Consider the following 18,130-nt stretch of genomic DNA (forward strand, 5'->3'; position numbering starts at 1 on the left):
TTATGACTATTAAAAAAAGCACGTTAACCATATCATCTCTGTTATCATTTTCTGCAATAATTGCCGGTTTGGCGCTTTTTAATAGCTGTAAGCATAAGCCGGCTTACCAACCATATAAACTTACCGGCGATGTTATAGTTGATGGTAAAAACCTGGTACAGTTAAAATGCACCCGTTGTCATTCGTTGGTACCTGTTGATGCATTGCCAAAAGATGTTTGGCTTAATCATACGCTGGTTAACATGGCGCCGTCGTTGCATATTTCAACTTATGGTGGCTCGTCTTATTTTAAAAATGACCCGCTTGATACTGCAGGTGCAACCATTGCCGAGTGGACTGCTATTTTAGATTATTATAAAAAAGCAGCTCCTAACACAGTGCTTCCTGCTAGAAAGCCTATTCCCCTAATGAATGATTGGGCGGGTTTCACACTTAAAAAGCCTGCACCGGTAAGTTATACAAGCTTCACCACCATGGTAGCTACCAATCCGGCTACGCATAAATTGTACAGTGCCGATGCGGTTGATGAAAAACTGAATATCTGGGATAGCAATTTGAAAATGGATTCTATCGCCAAACTTCCATCGGCAGCCGTTGATGTAACTTTTGGCAAGGATAGTTTGGGACATAATGTGGGCTTTTTCTCATGCATAGGCCGCATGGCGCCAATTGATTTTCCAAATGGCAAGGTAGTGAAGGTTAATCTGGATGCCAAAGTGGTTAATAACGATCAAACTTATATCGCGTCAGATCTGCCACGTCCGGTTGGCACTGCAGTTGGCGATTTTAATAAGGATGGATTGCAGGATATTGTAGTTTGCGGTCAGGGTAAGTTTAAAGGCGGGGTTTACCTGCTTAAGCAAAATAAGGATCATACTTATGATCAGCAGACCATTTATGACAAGCCGGGTGCCGCACAGGCTTTAGCCGGCGATTTTAATAATGATGGCTGGACGGATGTTATGCTCCTGACAGGGAGTGGCGATGAAGGCCTTTGGCTTTTATTAAATGACAAAAACGGAGGTTTTACTACCCGCAACCTGCTGCATTTTCCACCTGTATACGGTTCAAGCAGTTTTCAGCTGGTTGATATGGATCATGACGGTAAACTCGACCTGGTATTAACATGTGGCTATAATTATCGCGATTCGCGGATTTTGAAACCTTACCATGGCTTATATATTTTCACCAATACCGGCAATTGGAATTTTAAACAGCGCTGGTTTTACCCGATAAACGGTTGTACCAAAGCAATAGCTGCCGATTTTGATGGCGATGGTGATATCGATATTGCTACTATAGCCTTCTTTGCAGACATGAAGAACACACCTGCCGAGGAATTTATTTATTTTGAACAAAGCAAGCCGTTTGATTTTAAACCGCACGCCCTGCCAATTAGTCAATACGGCCACTGGATGTGCATGGAAATGACAGATCTGAATAATGATGGCCAACCCGACCTTCTTTTAGGTAACTATGCTGATGGCTTTATGTTTCAAGATGGCTTTAAGCCTAATTGGGACAAGCACCTGCCGCTGGTAGTACTTGAAAATCACACCAAAAAGTAACGCTATATCCAAATTGAAAATGAGGGAAGCCGGAGGTGGGAAAGTAAAGAGACTAAGTTTATTATTGCTCATAACTGTAATGTTTGCAGCTGTGATAGCTGCCTTGAACAGCTGCGGTGATCATGAAAAGACCGACGAGGAACTTTTGGCTGATGCCAGAAAAACGGCTGTTAAATACTGTGGCAGTTGTCATGAAGCTCCTGATGCCTCATTATTGGATAGTGCAACCTGGGATAAATATATTTTGCCCGCTATGGGCACAAAACTTGGAATGCGCCCCTTTATGGATCAATACATAGCCGGGCCAAATGCGGTGCTTTCCCTTGCCGACTGGACAAAGATTGCTGTTTACTACCGTTATGCTTCTCCTAAAAAGCTGAAAATTCCAAAGCCTGATGCTGTAATCGATTCGGCTATATTTTCGGTGAAACGACCTGCGTTGATTGATACGACATCGGGAGAGGCCATGACCACCATGGTTAAATTTAATCCGGTTGATAAACATTTTTATACAGGTGATGCCGGTAATAAACTTTACCGCTGGAATACTGATCTCACGGCTACGCTTGTTAAAAAGTTCCATTCGCCCGTTACCGATGCTGTTTTTTATCAATCGGCAACAGAGCCAAATAGCGCTGTAATTACCTGCATAGGCATACTTCCGCCAAACGATCAGCTTAAGGGGACGTTAACACACATTGATCTCAGCAGGAAATCAAAAGATACCACCTTAATGGAAGATAGTCTGCCTCGTCCCGTTAAAAGTGCAGCAGCTGATTTTAATAAAGATGGTCTGATGGATTACGTGAGTTGCGGTTTTGGTCGTGACAGAGGGGGCTTGTTCCTGTTGCAGCAACAGACCAACCATTCTTTTAAAAGGAAGATCATTCGAGCAATTCCTGGCGCTGAAATAGTTTATACGGGCGATTTTAACGGTGACGGCTGGCCGGATATAGCCTGTTTATTCGCCCAGGCCGATGAAGGTATCTGGCTGTTTTTAAATGATAAAAAAGGTGGTTTCATTACCCGCAATATCATGCGTTTCCCTCCGGTATATGGCTCAAGCAGTTTTCAGTTGGTTGATTTTAACCACGATGGTAAATTAGATATTGTATATACCTGTGGTGATAATAATGATTACTCGCCTGTATTTAAACCCTATCATGGGGTTTATATTTTTATCAACCAGGGCGACTGGAAATTTAAACAAACCTATTTTTACCATATCAACGGCTGTTCAAAAGCCATAGCCGCTGATTTTGATCATGATGGCGATCTTGACCTGGCTGTAATCGCATTCTTTCCCGATTATAAATATCATCCTACCGAAGGTTTTACTTATCATGAACAGCTTAGTCCTGGTAAATTTAAAGTTCATGAAGTACCCGTAAATTTATTGGGCCGCTGGATCTCCATGGAGGCGGGTGATATCGATGGCGATGGTGATACCGATCTTGTGCTGGGCAATTTTTCGGTAGGCGCGCAAGGACTCATGAACCAAAAGGATTATAAGCCCAATTGGGATATGTTTGAGCCCATTATTGTGCTACAGAATAAAACCGTTCGGAAGTAGTGTTTCATTATTATGAGCCTGAAAGTTTAATAAAACATGTCATTGCGAGGAGCAAAACGGGAGTGAGCCTGGGTGCGACGTGGCAATCGCATGCTATACAGAGCGGCTATGCTTCCGTGCGATTGCCGCGCTGCGCACGCAATGACATAAACTTTATTTAATAACATTGGTTTTCTTATAGGCATGCGAGGTATGAGACAAGAAACCAGTAAAATGTTTTACTAAAACCTGAAACCGTATCATTTGTACCACAAATTGATAAATAAGTACATCTGTATCTGGTTGTATGTTAAGTAGTTTTACGATACCTATTTATCGATATTCTACATGAACAAAAGTATCCGCTCTGCTTTAAGTTTTATGGCTGTCTGCCTTTTGCCCGCCATTGTTTCGGCACAATCAGGGGTTGTAAAACAAGTTAAATTAAGCAATTTTGATCTGCAATCCTCGGCATTGGTAAGTGCGCCGGGCACCGAACTTTCCAGTACGCAATACCATTCGCCGGTATACTGGTTCCCGGTAAAAGTACCTTCAACCGTATTAACCGGGCTGGTGGCTAATCATATTTATCCCGATCCATACCAGGGACTGAATAACATGCTGATTCCGGACGCTTCCGATCAGTTCAATAAAGAATATAACCTGGAGCAATACAGTCATTTACCAAACGATCCCAATCCATGGAAAAAGCCTTACTGGTACCGCACTACCTTTAAAGTTCCGGCTGCAGATAAAGGGCGCCGTTTCCAGTTGATATTTAAGGGTATCAACTATAGGGCAGCTGTATGGCTTAACGGTAAACAAATTGCCGACAGCACCCAAATGGCCGGAATGTTTGCCGAACATAATCTTGATGTAAGCAATGCGGTTAAAGCCGGCACAGAAAATGCACTTGCAGTAAAAATCTACCCCCTCGATTATCCAGGCTACCCCGCGAAGGAACAACTAAAAGCGCTCGGTCCGTTTTATGAAAATGGTGGCCCAACAGGCGATATAGGTAAAAACGTAACCATGCTATGCTCTTCTGGCTGGGATTGGATCCCACCGGTGCGCGACCGTAATATGGGGATCTGGCAACCGGTTTTTCTGCGTACCAGCGGCGCGGTAAGTATCGGCAGGCCAAAACTGGTTACCGATTTGCCAAATCTTCCCGATACAGGCCTTGCCAGGCTTTCGCTGAATTTAACTTTAACCAACAATACTGCTGCTACTCATGGTGGTAAGTTAACCATCAGCATAAAGCCCGAAAACTTTGTTGGCGCCGGGGTTCAGTTTAGTCAGCCTGTGGTTGTGCCTGGTGGTTCAGAGAAGGGTGTTGAGTTAAACGCCGATAAGATCAGCCAACTGATCATTCGTCAGCCCAAATTATGGTGGCCTAATGGTTATGGAAAAGCAAACCTGTACCGCATTCGCCTGCAATATGCCGAAGGTACTACGGCAAGCGACGATACTACTTTTGTATTTGGCATCCGCAAGGTTGCGTCAAAAGCCGAAACTACAGCCAATGGCTTTGTACGCCGTAAGTTTTACGTAAACGGCAAAGAAGTCCATCTGGTGGGTGGTGCCTGGGTGCCGGATATGATGGTAAACCGCGATTCGGCCCGTTATGACTATGAAATGCACCTGTGCCGCAATGCCAACGTAAATCTGGTGCGCATTTGGGGCGGTGGCGTTACAGAACCCGATGCCTTCTGGAACGCTGCGGATAAATATGGCCAGATGGTATGGTCGGATTTTTGGATCACAGGTGATACCCAGGGCGAGTTTAAAGGTTCGCCGGATTGGCCGCTGGAAGGTAATGTATTTATTAAAAACGTAGAAAGTACCATTTATCGCATCCGTAATCATCCAAGTTTACTGGTGTGGACCGGTGGTAACGAAGGGCATGCCCGTAAGGAATTATATGACGTGATGCGCAATGATATCATCACTTTAGATGGTACACGGCCATTTATCCCAAGCTCGTCGGGCTTTGCCAAGCTGCCTGCCGGTTGGAAAGGCTCATGGCCAGATGATATGCCATCCGGCGTTTACAGCGGTGGCCCGTATGAATGGAAAGATCCTAAAGATTATTACAAACTGGCTAATGATGCCAAAGACTGGGTGTTTAAAGACGAAACAGGCTTGCCATCGCAACCGCCGTATACCACCTTGCCTAAAATTATCCCTAATTTGGTTTGGGACACTAATTTGCCTTTTCCGTTAAACAATTCGTGGGGGTACCATGATGCCGCTACCGGCGCGGGTAAGTATGATAAATACTATGAAGAGATGGCCAAAAGGTATGGCAAGCCGAATAGCATCGTCAATTTCTCCGACAAAATGCAGCTGATGAATGCTACGGGCTACCGGGGCATTTTTGAAGCCGATGGCCATAAGCTTAACGAAACGGGAGGCGTTATGCTCTGGAAGCTGAATGCCGCCCTGCCAAGTGTTATCTGGCAAATTTATGACTGGTACCTGGAACCCAATGCCGGCTATTATGCCATGCAAAATGCCTGCGAACCTATCCATATTCAATATAATTATGATAACTCATCAATAGCTATCATAAACCGCACACATCATGCAACCGGTAGTTTAACCGCCACTGCCGAGATTTATGATGTTACCAGCAAGCTCATTAAATCAGCAAAAATTGGCAATGTTGGGTTGGCGCAAACCGGTGTTAAAGAAGTGATTCAACTTAAAGATGCGCTTGACGCTGCCAAAGGTGTGAGTTTTGTGGTGCTTAACCTGACCGATGCAACTGGCAAAACGATATCGCACAATGCGTACTGGCTATCGACTACCGATGATTTTACATCATTGAATGATATGAAGCATGCACAGGTTCAGGCCAAGGTGCTAAAGGCCGAAAAAAGTGCGAGTGAAAACAAATGGACTATCCAGTTTACCAATAGCTCCAACCAATTGGCATTCTTCGTTCGCCCGCAATTAATGAAAAACGGCGAGGAGGTGATGCCGAGCTATTGGACAGGTAATTATTTTACTCTTGCACCGCATGAAAGTACTACCGTAGCTGTAAGTGCCCCGGTAGCCAAACTGGGCGCTGCAAAGCCAACCGTATTGCTTGAAGGCTGGAATTTGGATAAGCAGGTGATAATACTGCAGTAAATTTATTGGTTTAAAAACGACAAAGCCGGATACCCCATCCGGCTTTGTCGTTTTGTTAAATATCGATTTTTTAGGTGTAAGTATGGCCTGTGGAATTGTGGGTAGGATAACTTATGCCAGGTTGTTTTTAAAGTTAAATTTTGTTTAAGAATGACTTGCCATACAGGCACGACTTTAAAAATCTGCTTATCTTGCTCAACACATTTTGCACATGGAAAATACAGATGTAATTATCATAGGAGGGGGAGCAGCAGGTTTGATGGCGGCCCGTACGCTTGCCAAAGCGGGGAAGAATGTTGTGTTGCTCGAAGGACGTAACAGGCTCGGCGGTCGCATTCATACATTGGAGCATGGCACATCGTCGCAACCCGCAGAATTGGGTGCCGAGTTTATTCACGGTGATTTGCCCGTGACCCAAAGTTTGCTTAACGAGGCAGGCATTAAATACATTCCGGCTTCTGCTTCAATGTGGAGGTATGACGATGGAAAGTTTATAGCAGAGGGGCACGTTATTGAGCATTGGGATGAGTTTCTGGAGCGTATTATGCAACTCGAAAATGATATGAGTATGGAGGCGTTCATGCAGCAGGAGTTTTCGGAAGAGCGGTATGAAGGTCTTCGGGAATCGGTAAGGGCATATGTTTCGGGCTATGACAATGCAGATCCTAAAAAGGCAAGCGCTTTTTCTATCCGTAAAGAGTGGCAAAATGAACATGAGGACGCGCAATACCGTGTAGAAGGCGGTTATTGTGAGTTGATCAGCTATCTGGCAAATGAATTTAAACAGGCAGGCGGGCATATCTACCTTAATGCCGTAGCAAAAGATATTGATTGGGGGCAGCATCATGTTACGGTAAGTACAGATATCGGCATAATCTACCAGGCCAGGCAATTGCTGGTTGCAGTGCCGCTTGGGATTTTGCAGGCCGAAGCGGGGTTGAAAGGCACCCTGAGTTTTGATCCTCCGGTTGATTATTATGTGAATGCCCTTAAATCGCTTGGTTTTGGTGCTGTAATCAAAGTATTACTGGAGTTTGACGATGCCTTTTGGTGTAGTGATGAAACGCGACAAATGGCCGGAGTCAACCTCGAGGACATGGGTTTCCTGTTCTCGAAAGAAACTATCCCCGTTTGGTGGACACAAATGCCAGTACATCGTCCGTTACTGACCGGTTGGCTCGGCGGACCTCCAGCAGCTGCCCGTTTGAATACCAGCGACGAAGATATGCTGATAGAGGCACTGGGTTCCATCTCCAATATTTTTAAGATAGATATCGCTAAGCTAAAAGAGAAACTCCTCACCTGGAATGTAATAAACTGGACAGTTGATCCTTTCTGCCGCGGATCATACAGCTACGACACCACGGAAACTGCCGAAGCAAGGAAGATCATAAGTCACCCGATAGGTGATACCCTATTTTTTGCAGGCGAATACCTATATGAAGGTACCGCCATGGGTACGGTTGAAGCTGCGCTTACCAGTGGCTTAAGGGCGGCTGAGATGTTGTTGGATTATGAATAATTAAAAATATGTCATTGCGAGGAACGAAGCAATCGCATGCTGTACAGGGCGGATATGCTTCCGTGCGATTGCTTCGTGCCTCGCAATGACATGAAGAAGATAGCTCGCTTATTCCACCCGCCAGTAATTCCCGCTCACGATGATCATATTCAGCATCTTGATAGTATTATCGTAATAATCATAGTCCTTCAGCTTAAAAGCTACCAGGTAATCCCAAACTTTGTTAAGCCATTGCTGATTGCTTTGATCAATCGTTGCTGATACGGCGAAGGGCGCAATAAAGCTTAGCGCTTCAAAGTACCGGCCTTTGATATCATTACCTTCAAGCGTGTACCCGGCCGAAATATTATCAGGATTACCATTGGTAGTCTGCCTGATCCAACGGTTTATGGGGGTTACAAAAGCTTTTGCGCGTTTATCGCCATATAATAGATAATCAGTAGCTATCCGCCACGGAACACGGCACGCATTGTAGTTATAATAGCTGTCATATTTTGACTCCATATAGTTAGCCTGGGCAGGGCGGGCTTTTGAGTTTATGCCTCTTATAAAGTCGGGCACCAAACCCGCATCCGGACTGTAAGTTTTCTGCATATAACTAAATAACCGGTAGTTGTTATCAATGGCTTTTTGCCATTTGCCGGTTTTTGACGCGCTTTCAAATGCTTTGAAATTGGCAGGCATAAAATCGGACGCGCGCATGTCATAATAATCGTCGCTATCTCCATCGCTGCCATCGCTCAGTAAAACAGAATATGTTTTAGAGTTGATTTCATAGCGCATAATTGCCGCCATCGCATTTTTAGCTTCCTGCAGGTAATTGATACTGCCTTTGCTTCCCCATTGCTTATCCGCTAACAAAAGAGAGTATGCTATATCCATATCGCCATCCGTGGCAGCATCTCTATCGTGGTTTTTGCAGTTTTTTAGCTGGGCCCAGGCCATCAAATAAGGGGATGCTTTGGCCGGATGGGCTTTGTAATAATTATACAAGCCGTCATAAACGGTTTTTGCCTGCTTATCATACCCGGCCATCAGAGCGGTGATGATCATGCCATAGCCTTGCCCTTCGGATACGCATTCCTTACCGGGTTTTTCAAACCAAACGTAAAATTGATTCTTGTCGCAGCCGGGTTTTATGTAACGGCGTTTCCACTGATCGTAGAAGACGGTTACTTGTTTATCCAGTTGTTGTTGGCTGACGTGATTAGGTTTAATAGTACCGGCAGTATACCTGCTATGTTGCGGAAACGGCCTTAGTGCAACCTGTGCATTAAGGCCGTTCATGATAAATATTATGAATAGCATCAGACTATATCGCACGTAGTTCGGGATAAGAGTCGGCAACGTCGTCAAATTCATTACACAGCATTTCGGTTTTGCAGAAATGGTTTTTGAGGCAACTCAAAAAGTTCTGAATTGCCGGTGTATCCTTACAGGTGGCGGCGTACCAGGTGCGTTTTGCAATGCTATGGTGCAGCGGCTTTGTAACAATGTGTTTACCGGGTAGGTATGGCTTCACAATCCAGTCGGCCATAACGCTAATTCCGAGGCCTGCATTTACCATCTCAATGGTAGCATCAGTATAGTGGATCCGGCTCAATGTTTTGGGCTTTACATGCTGCTCCTGGATGAGTGTTTCGATGATTGGAGTCTCCTGGTAAGAGGGGTCATAAAGGGCCAGTATCAGCTCCTGATCCTGGAAGTCGCAGATGTCAATAACGGCCTTTTTTGCCAGTGGATGATCGGCCGGTAAGATGGCTATCAGGCGGTCTTCAAAAATGGGTTCGTACACAATTTGTGTGTTCACCATTTGGGTGCGCACAATGCCCAGATCGAGGTCGCCGCGCATCAGATATTCAAGCGGTCTGCGGCTTGCGTCCGAAACTATATTTATTTTAATATCAGGCCATTGGCTCTTAAAATCCTTGATTACACCGGGTAGCCAGTGGTATGCGGTATAGCATTGCATGCTGATATTTAGCTTGCCGGTTTTACCATTTTTATAGTTATTAATATCTTCTTCAAGAGTACGTATTTCAGCCAAAATTTTTTCCGAACTTCGTAAAAAACGGTAGCCTACTTCGGTTAATTGAAGCCTCTTTCCCTGGCGATGGAACACCTCTATATCCAGTTCCCTCTCCAGCTCTTTTAACTGGTGGCTCAGGGCCGATTGAGTTAGGTGTAAAGCACTCGCTGCTTTAGTCAGCGAACCCTCTTTTGAAATGGTGTCAACTAACCTGAAATGATGTAATGCGATATTCATTATTAGTTTTGCTAATGATTTGCACAAAATTAATTCATTTTTTTCATGAATCATATAGGCATACATTTGCCGTGTATAAAATACACCTCATGTTAAACACAAATTCAAAAAAATTACTCCTGTTTTTTTTGAGTGTTTTATATGTCTTACACGTACAAGCGCAGCAAAAAGTCCTTTCCATTAAGGATGCTGAACAAATGGCCCTTGCTAACTATGCTTCCATCAAGTCGAAGGCAAACCAGCTTAACGCCTCTAAGGCATACCTCAAAGAAACAAAAACGGAGTACCTGCCGGATGTTAATTTCTCCGCGCAGCAGGACTACGGCACAGTGAACGGCCAAAACGGACCATCTTATGGTTATCGTGGCCTGTCGGTATCCTCATCGGGGCCAGCTTTGGCCAAACAGAACTGGAACGCTGCATTTGGCGCTCTGTATTTAACCAACGTTAGCTGGGACTTTTTCGCCTTTGGCAGATCAAAGCAAAGGATTGGCGTACAAAAAACCATCGTATCCCGTGATGAAACAGATCTTGCACAGGAGCAATTTCAGCACCAGGTACGCGTTGCAGCCACGTATTTAAACTTACTGGCGGCACAGCAGCTTGCCAAGGCGCAGCAGGATAACCTTAACCGCGCCATGGACTTACAAAAAGTAGTGGTTGCTCGCGTAAAGAACGGCTTAAACCCAGGCGTAGATTCGTCATTAGCCAATGCCGAAGTGTCTAACGCTAAAATTGCTTTAACCAACGCGCAGCAAACGGTACAGGATCAAAGTAACCAACTTTCTGTTTACCTCGGAATCACTGCACAGGAGTTTCAGTTAGATAGCGCTTTCATTACCAAGCAGCCAAATAATCTTGAGGCTGTAAGTGCTGTTGCCACTACAGATCACCCAACCTTGAAATTTTATCAAAACAGGGTAAACGTAAGTGATCAGCAGGCTAAATACCTTCGCACTTTCGCCTTGCCAACTTTTAGTTTGTTTGGTGTTTACCAGGGTAGGGGATCGGGCTTTAAATCTGATTATGGAACCAACCAGGATAGTTACACCAGCAGCTATGGCGCAGGTGTTGATCCAACCCGTTACAACTACCTGTTTGGTATAGGCATGGTTTGGAACTTTACCAGTGTGTTCAGGACCCATTACCAGGTACAATCGCAAAAGTTTACATCAGAGCAATTGAAAAACGATTACGAGCTGGTTGATAAACAACTGGAAGCGCAACGCTCCCTGGCCGAAACACGCATAGGCAACGCCCTTAAAAATGTAAACGAAGTACCGGTTGAAGTTTCGGCCGCCAACAACGCTTACATTCAGAAATATACCCTGTATAAAAATGGACTTTCAAACATAGTTGATTTTACGCAGGCGCTTTATACCCTTAACCGGGCCGAGGTTGACAAATACATAGCCCTTAACAATGTATGGCAGGCGTTGCTGTTCAAATCGGCAGCCACCGGCGATTTTGGGTTATTCATCAATAATTTTTAACAGTTACACACATATACAATGGGAATGATAAAAGGGGCGCTGCAGAAACCAATTACCATATTGGTTTTAGTAGCCGGGCTGTTCTTCTTCGGTATAAATGCGGTGCGGACTATCAAGATCGATATATTTCCCGATCTTAACCTGCCGGTTATATATGTATCGCACCCATACGGCGGTTTTACCCCAAACCAAATGGAGGCTTACTTTGGTAAGCAATATGTTAACCTGTTGCTTTTCGTATCGGGCGTAAAAAGTATCGAAACGAAAAATATTCAGGGTTTAACGTTAATTGGTTTAACGTTAATTAAAGTTACTTTTTACGAGGGCACTAATATGGCCCAAGCCGCGGCGGAGGTCACGGCGTACACCAACAGGGCCCAGGCCAGCTTCCCGCAGGGGTCGCAGCCACCCTTTATTTTGCGCTTTGATGCTTCAACGCTGCCGGTTGGTCAGCTGGTGTTGAGCAGCGCCACCCGAAGCAATAACGAGTTGCTCGATTATGCTTTGGTTTATGTACGTTCGTCATTTACGTCAATTCCGGGCCTTGTTGCTCCGGCGCCTTTTGGTGGTAACCAACGTACTATCCTGATCAAAGCAGACCCTAACCTGCTACGTTCGCACAATTTAACACCCGATCAGATCGTGGCTGCGCTGCGCGAGAATAACCAGAACACACCGGCCGGTAACGTGCGTATAGGCGATTATAACTACCTGTCGCCAGCTAATACTACGATAAAAAAAGTTCAGGATTTTGGCGATATCCCGCTTTATAAAAACGGCATTCAAACCGTGTTTATGAAAGATGTGGCCACTATTGAAGATGGTGCCGATATCACCAACGGTTACGCGCTTATTAACGGCAAAAGGTCAGTTTATCTGCCAATCACCAAATCGGCTACCGCCTCAACATGGGAAGTGGTACAAAATCTTAAAAAAGCGCTTCCCCGCTTCCAGGCTTTGTTACCCGAGGATGTGAAACTATCGTTTGTGTTTGACCAGTCGGTTTACGTAATCAACGCGGTAAAAAGTTTGGCCGAAGAAGGTGCCATTGGTGCTGTACTTACAGGTTTGATGGTATTGTTGTTTTTGGGTGATAAACGCGGCGCGCTTATCGTGATCCTCACCATCCCTACCTGCGTTATCTCGGCAATATTCTTCCTGTCGCTGGCGCATCAAACCATTAATATCATGACGCTGAGCGGTCTGTCGCTGGCTATCGGTATTTTGGTGGATGAATCGACGGTAACCATCGAGAATATTCACCAGCACTTTGATATGGGTAAACCTAAAGCATTAGCTATATGGGATGCCTGTAAGGAGATCGCTTTCCCTAAATTGCTTATCCTGTTCTGTATCCTGGCGGTGTTTGCACCAGCCTTTACCATGAACGGTATCCCGGGAGCGTTGTTCCTGCCGCTGGCGCTTGCTATCGGTTTCTCCATGATTGTTTCTTACTTCCTGGCACAAACCTTTGTACCTATCATGGCCAACTGGATTATGGTTAACAAACACGAAGATCATAGCCACAAAGATGGTTTCGCTTTAGAAGATGAAGGTGAGCCATGGGAGCAGAAAGAAAAAGCCATGAAGGCTGTGCTTGAGCACAAAGGTCATAAAGCAACCAAGTTTGATAAATTCAGGGATAGCTTTATGCGCCTGATGGACCGCATGTTGCCTAAACGCGCTTTGATTGTATCGGTATATGCTGTAGCTGCAATAGCGCTGGCAGTATTACTGCTTAATACGATTGGCCGCGACGTATTACCAAAAGTAAACTCCGGCACTTTCCAGGTGAGGTTACGTGCACCAGACGGTACCCGTTTAGAGCGTACCGAGCTTGTAGCAGTTAAAGCACAGCGTATTTTAGGTGATATTGTAGGCAAGAATAATATAGAGATTACATCGACTTTTGTTGGTTCGCACCCGTCATCATTCTCAACCAACCCGATATATCTGTTTATGGCCGGTCCGCAAGAGTCGGTTATGCAGGTAAGTTTGAAAGAAGATTATAAGGTCAATCTTGATGATCTGAAAGAAAAATTCAGGTATCAGATGGCTAAACAATTACCGGATATTAAATTATCGTTTGAGCCTATTGAGCTGACCGATAAGATCCTGAGCCAGGGTTCGCCAACGCCTATTGAGGTTGCGCTTACCGGTAAAAACAAAAAGCAAAACGTTGAGTACGCTTTTAAGATCATTGAAAAGTTAAAAAGCATCAAATACCTGCGCGATGTGCAGATAGGACAGTCGTTTAACTATCCTACTATCGATATCAATATCGACAGACAGCGTGCCGCACAATTGGGCGTAGGCTTGAATGACATATCACGTTCATTGATCGCGTCAACATCATCATCAAGGTTTACCGAAAAAAACAACTGGATAGATGAGAAATCGAACCTAAGCTACCTTGTACAGGTACAGGTTCCGGAATATCAGATGGCCAGCCTGAACGATGTGAAAGAGATCCCGGTACTGGCCAACCAGGCACGCCCGGTACTTGGCGACGTTGCTGATGTTAAAACAGGTACAACCTTTGGTGAAGATGATAACGTAGGTGCTGTACCAACGCTTTCGGTAACTGCCAACATCAACAAAAAGGACCTTGGTACCGCCACCCGCGATGTACAGAAAGCCCTTGATGAATTGGGTGCCCCGCCACGTGGTCTGACAGTTGAATTGCACGGTTTGAGCCAAACCTTAATAGCTACGCTTGATAGCTTACAGGGCGGTTTAGTTGTGGCTGTATTGGTGATATTCCTCATGCTGGCAGCCAACTTCCAGTCGTTCAAAATATCATTTGTGGTACTCTCAACTGTACCTGCGGTATTGTTTGGTTCATTGTTGCTGGTTAAAATAACAGGTGCTACGCTCAACCTGCAATCATACATGGGTATGATCATGTCGGTGGGTGTATCTATATCAAACGCGGTATTATTGATCACCAACGCCGAGGAGCTTCGCAAACACAATGGCGACGCTCTGAAAGCAGCACGTGAAGCAGTAGCGTTACGTTTACGCCCAATTTTGATGACCAGTTTGGCAATGGTTGTAGGTATGATCCCTATGGCATCGGGCTTAGGTGAAGGTGGTGATCAAACATCGCCATTAGGCCGCGCCGTTATTGGCGGCCTTATCGCTTCAACCTTTGCAGCGCTGTTGATATTGCCATTGGTTTTTGCCTGGGTACAAGGTAATGCCAGCACCCAATCTGTTTCATTAGACCCAGAAGATAAAGAAAGTAAATTTTATGTCCCTTTGCACCATCATGAATAAGCTAAAAAATAAATCAATATTACTGCTTGCTGTTTTAGCTATGGCAGTAAGCTCCCTGAGCGCCTGCCACTCAGATGATAACGAAAAAAAGGAGCAGCAGGAAGAGGAACAACAGCAGGCTGCTGTTGAAACCCCAACCGTACAATTAGTACCGGTAACTAAAGGCAGGTTAAGCAGCGTGATCACTATTCCGGGTGAGCTGATCCCTTACCAACAGGTTGACCTGTATGCCAAAACCAATAGCTACGTTAAAAAGCTTTTGGTTGATATCGGTTCGGAAGTTAAACAAGGCCAGCTATTGGCTGTGCTTGAAGCGCCTGAAATTAACTCGCAATTGGCATCGGCCCAATCACGTATTAAGCAATATGAGGCTGTTTACTTTGCCAGTAAAGCTACTTATGACAGGTTGGTAAGCACCAGCAAAACTCCAGGTACGGTTTCTCAAAACGATCTGGAGCAGGCCGAAGCTAAAAAGAATGCCGATCAGGCTAACGTTGATGCCGCTAAATCTGGCTTGAAAGAGGTATCGGCTAATCTGGCTTACCTGGAGATCCGCGCACCATTTGATGGCGTTATCACCAGCCGTAACGTTAATCTGGGTGCCTATGTTGGTCCAGGTGGTAAAACAACAGATCCGTTGTTTACCGTACAGGATCAAAACAGGATGCGTTTAGTGGTTTCAGTACCGGAAATTTACACCGGCGCGCTAAGCAACAAAAGTGAAGTTAATTTTACCGTAAGGGCATTACCAAGCGAAAAGTTTACCGCCCAGGTAAAACGTATAGCAGGCGCGCTTGATGAAAAGTTACGCGCAGAACGCCTGGAGATGGACGTTTACAACAAAAATAAAAAACTGATTCCGCATATGTTTGCCGAAGTGAGTGTACCTCTGCCTGCTGGCGACAGTACTTATGTTGTGCCTAAATCAGCAGTAGCAACTTCAACCGAAAAGGTTTTTGTTATTAAGGTTGTTGACCACAAAGCTGTTTGGGTTGATGTTAAAAAAGGCCTCACCAACGGCGATAGCGTCGAGATCTTCGGTGGCGACCTGAAAGCTGATGATAAACTGGTAAAATCAGCATCAGACGAGATCAGAAATGGATCGACCCTGAAATATTAATAATTTGAAAGTCGATTAGATTCGACCACATGGATAGTGCGAAGGGATAAACAGAAGCCCGAAAGCTGAAAAGCTTTCGGGCTTCTGTTTTTATAAAAACTATGTCATTGCGAGGAGGAACGACGAAGCAATCGCATGCTATACAGAGCGGCCCTGCTTCCGTGCGGTTGCCACGCTTCGCTCGCAATGACATGGTTTTATACTATTTACTTTCCGCCTGCAACTTCTTAATGATCCCGGTGCCCACAGCATCCGTACTTTCAGCGGCATTGGATAGTACAATTACCGCCAGTTTCTTATCAGCATTAAAAGCCAGGAAACTGCTGCTGCCATAAGTGCCGCCATTGTGAAAAATGTAATCTACGCCATCAACCAAAATTATATGCCAGCCGAGGGCTATTTTCGCGTCCTTGCTGTAGGTGAGTTGATGTGTAAGCTCAAAAGCCTTTGATGGCTTATCTGTGCCATTTGCCATGTTAGCTTTTGCGTATATCAGCAAATCGTTTATTGTTGAATGGAGAGCACCGCAGGCGGCAAGAGCGTCAAAATCCCAGGCAACTGTAGCATCGCCGTATTGGCTGTACACTTTGGTAAAGTGGGAGAGTTGTAAAGCATTTAGATGCTGTACGGTATTTTTCATACCTAAAGGCGCGCAAATTACTTCCTGAACCATCTGATCAAAGGTTTTGCCACTCACCTGAGATAATATCGTTCCTAATAAACCTACGCCTAAGTTGGAATATGCGTATTGATCTCCCGGTTTGCTGTTGAGTTTACAGGATTTCAGATAGCTGTATAATAGTCGCTTATTATAACTTTTATAAGGATTTGCCGCACTAGTCGAGTCAAACTGAAGGTTTTCAGGGATGCGGGCCAAACCGGATGTATGGTTACTTAAAGTTTGCAGTGTTACGGCATTTAACGCGGTATTGGTTTTTACCGAATCGGGCAAATATTTGGTAATAGGGTCGGTCAGTTTCACTTTACCTTCGTTAACATAGTATGCCAGGAGAGTGGCTGTAAATGTTTTGGTGATGGAGCCGATCTCAAAGAGCGTATTAGCAGTTGGGAGCTGGTTGTTGCCGCGTGCCGTTTCGCCATAATTGTAAACGCTGATCTGGCCATCTTTAAATATACCTATACTTAGGCCAACCGTATTAGCTTTTTGAATGTAAGGGCGCGCAATTTCATCAACCTGTTTATCTGTAGCGGTAAGCAATTTATTTGATGTTGGCATTTGTACGGTCTTATCGGCAGTGATGTCTTTGTAGGGTTGGAAGAGGAAAAGCTCTATCTTATTACTTGCATCGAGGCTCATGAGCAGCTGTAGCGTCACCGATTGAAATACCAGTTTGTACGTGCTTACTTTGTTATTAACAAAGCTGATCACGCTTGAACCCTTGATTGCATTCAAAGGAAACAATTGCTGTTCACTAAGGCTGCGGAACTGGCCCGCGCTTACTGCATGCCTGAAATTTGCCCCGGTTAAAGTATAAATGGAATCGGCCTGCTTGGCATTGAAAAACTTTTTCACCAGTACAAACACCGAATCGGTTTTAAACTGCTGATGGCTTTGGGCGAAGATTATGCCCGGGATAAATAAAAGTAAGATAAAACAGAACCTGAGAAGTTTCATGAAGTGTGATTAAATATCCTGATAATCTTTGGCGAAGTAATTATCGGCCAAAGGATCGGTTAAACGCACGAAACGTTTTTCATTGTATTTCCATTTCATGCGGAATATGATAACGGCAATACTGGCGCCAATTATATAATTATAACCAATAAAAGCAAACATATCGCCGGGTTCGGACAGCAGCGTATGAAGATCCGTTTTGCCACTTAATTTAAACCAGATGATACTTGTGATTAATGATAAAGCCAAACCGAAGATAAAGCCACCATCGATAACGCAGTAATTCCACATGCCACGTTTGCGTGAATGTTCCCACTTTTTTACAAAGCTGATGTTTTCGATATCTTCTTCGGTAAGTCCGCGGGCTTTGAGTTTTTCTGCCTGGGTTAGTTTGTATTGACATCGGTAATAACCCTGTACAAACGAAAACGGGAAAAATAAAAGGAAAATAAGATTGTTATTGTCGTAAAAATACAACGCCGCAATAACGGCAAGATAAACCAGTTCGGTTTTATAAGTATGTTTCAGATATGTTTTAAAATTGAATTTCATACCT

The 18,130-nt window shown here is 44.6% G+C and carries 11 protein-coding genes; 7 read left to right on the forward strand and 4 right to left on the reverse strand.

What is annotated here, in order from left to right; genetic code table 11:
• The first annotated feature begins 2 nt into the window (after positions 1 to 2).
• The 4 genes from EAH55_RS08350 (at position 3) to EAH55_RS08365 (ending at position 7,780) form a co-directional block, all read left to right on the forward strand.
• Positions 3 to 1,568, forward strand: coding sequence for an FG-GAP repeat domain-containing protein (locus tag EAH55_RS08350; protein ID WP_121809228.1), 1,566 nt, complete (start codon positions 3 to 5; stop codon positions 1,566 to 1,568).
• A 19-nt stretch (positions 1,569 to 1,587) separates the two neighbouring features.
• Complete coding sequence (locus EAH55_RS08355; RefSeq protein WP_121809229.1) at positions 1,588 to 3,141, forward strand: FG-GAP repeat domain-containing protein; 1,554 nt, start codon at positions 1,588 to 1,590, stop codon at positions 3,139 to 3,141.
• Between the two features lie 327 nt (positions 3,142 to 3,468).
• A complete protein-coding gene (locus EAH55_RS08360) occupies positions 3,469 to 6,258 on the forward strand; it encodes a glycoside hydrolase family 2 protein (RefSeq protein WP_121809230.1) in 2,790 nt (929 codons plus the stop codon).
• Positions 6,259 to 6,463: 205 nt separating this feature from the next.
• Positions 6,464 to 7,780, forward strand: a complete 1,317-nt coding sequence (locus tag EAH55_RS08365; protein ID WP_262707298.1) for a flavin monoamine oxidase family protein — start codon at positions 6,464 to 6,466, stop codon at positions 7,778 to 7,780.
• A gap of 108 nt (positions 7,781 to 7,888) precedes the next feature.
• On the opposite strand, the gene EAH55_RS08370 is transcribed toward EAH55_RS08365, so the two are convergent.
• Positions 7,889 to 9,067, reverse strand: coding sequence for a glycosyl hydrolase family 8 (locus EAH55_RS08370; protein ID WP_162996786.1), 1,179 nt, complete (start codon positions 9,065 to 9,067; stop codon positions 7,889 to 7,891).
• A 25-nt stretch (positions 9,068 to 9,092) separates the two neighbouring features.
• The gene (locus tag EAH55_RS08375; RefSeq protein ID WP_162996787.1) at positions 9,093 to 10,046 is read right to left on the reverse strand and encodes a LysR family transcriptional regulator; all 954 of its coding nucleotides are present in this window, start codon (positions 10,044 to 10,046) and stop codon (positions 9,093 to 9,095) included.
• Positions 10,047 to 10,135: 89 nt separating this feature from the next.
• Between EAH55_RS08375 and EAH55_RS08380 the strand changes: the two genes are divergently transcribed.
• From EAH55_RS08380 to EAH55_RS08390, 3 genes are read left to right on the forward strand one after another with little or no spacing between them, the layout of a single operon-like run.
• Positions 10,136 to 11,539, forward strand: coding sequence for a TolC family protein (locus tag EAH55_RS08380; RefSeq protein WP_121809234.1), 1,404 nt, complete (start codon positions 10,136 to 10,138; stop codon positions 11,537 to 11,539).
• An 18-nt stretch (positions 11,540 to 11,557) separates the two neighbouring features.
• Positions 11,558 to 14,818 carry an efflux RND transporter permease subunit gene (locus tag EAH55_RS08385; protein ID WP_121809235.1) on the forward strand — a complete coding sequence of 1,087 codons (3,261 nt, stop codon included), beginning with the start codon at positions 11,558 to 11,560 and terminating at the stop codon, positions 14,816 to 14,818.
• Complete coding sequence (locus tag EAH55_RS08390) at positions 14,811 to 15,938, forward strand: efflux RND transporter periplasmic adaptor subunit (RefSeq protein WP_208644818.1); 1,128 nt, start codon at positions 14,811 to 14,813, stop codon at positions 15,936 to 15,938. Before EAH55_RS08385 ends, EAH55_RS08390 begins: the two co-directional genes overlap by 8 nt.
• A gap of 202 nt (positions 15,939 to 16,140) precedes the next feature.
• On the opposite strand, the gene EAH55_RS08395 is transcribed toward EAH55_RS08390, so the two are convergent.
• Both EAH55_RS08395 and EAH55_RS08400 read right to left on the reverse strand, forming a co-directional pair.
• Complete coding sequence (locus EAH55_RS08395; protein ID WP_121809237.1) at positions 16,141 to 17,574, reverse strand: serine hydrolase domain-containing protein; 1,434 nt, start codon at positions 17,572 to 17,574, stop codon at positions 16,141 to 16,143.
• A gap of 9 nt (positions 17,575 to 17,583) precedes the next feature.
• Positions 17,584 to 18,126, reverse strand: a complete 543-nt coding sequence (locus tag EAH55_RS08400; RefSeq protein ID WP_121809238.1) for a hypothetical protein — start codon at positions 18,124 to 18,126, stop codon at positions 17,584 to 17,586.
• Positions 18,127 to 18,130 lie beyond the last annotated feature (4 nt).

Origin of the sequence: Mucilaginibacter kameinonensis, from assembly GCF_003675385.1 — a bacterium.
Lineage (GTDB): Bacteria > Bacteroidota > Bacteroidia > Sphingobacteriales > Sphingobacteriaceae > Mucilaginibacter > Mucilaginibacter kameinonensis.

Coding starts and splice junctions, on each gene's coding strand:
- EAH55_RS08380 (WP_121809234.1), top strand. CDS start 10,136: ATGTTAAACACAAATTCAAAAAAATTACTCCTGTTTTTTTTGAGTGTT.
- EAH55_RS08370 (WP_162996786.1), bottom strand. CDS start 9,067: ATGAACGGCCTTAATGCACAGGTTGCACTAAGGCCGTTTCCGCAACAT.
- EAH55_RS08350 (WP_121809228.1), top strand. CDS start 3: ATGACTATTAAAAAAAGCACGTTAACCATATCATCTCTGTTATCATTT.
- EAH55_RS08375 (WP_162996787.1), bottom strand. CDS start 10,046: ATGAATATCGCATTACATCATTTCAGGTTAGTTGACACCATTTCAAAA.
- EAH55_RS08355 (WP_121809229.1), top strand. CDS start 1,588: ATGAGGGAAGCCGGAGGTGGGAAAGTAAAGAGACTAAGTTTATTATTG.
- EAH55_RS08385 (WP_121809235.1), top strand. CDS start 11,558: ATGGGAATGATAAAAGGGGCGCTGCAGAAACCAATTACCATATTGGTT.
- EAH55_RS08395 (WP_121809237.1), bottom strand. CDS start 17,574: ATGAAACTTCTCAGGTTCTGTTTTATCTTACTTTTATTTATCCCGGGC.
- EAH55_RS08390 (WP_208644818.1), top strand. CDS start 14,811: ATGAATAAGCTAAAAAATAAATCAATATTACTGCTTGCTGTTTTAGCT.
- EAH55_RS08360 (WP_121809230.1), top strand. CDS start 3,469: ATGAACAAAAGTATCCGCTCTGCTTTAAGTTTTATGGCTGTCTGCCTT.
- EAH55_RS08400 (WP_121809238.1), bottom strand. CDS start 18,126: ATGAAATTCAATTTTAAAACATATCTGAAACATACTTATAAAACCGAA.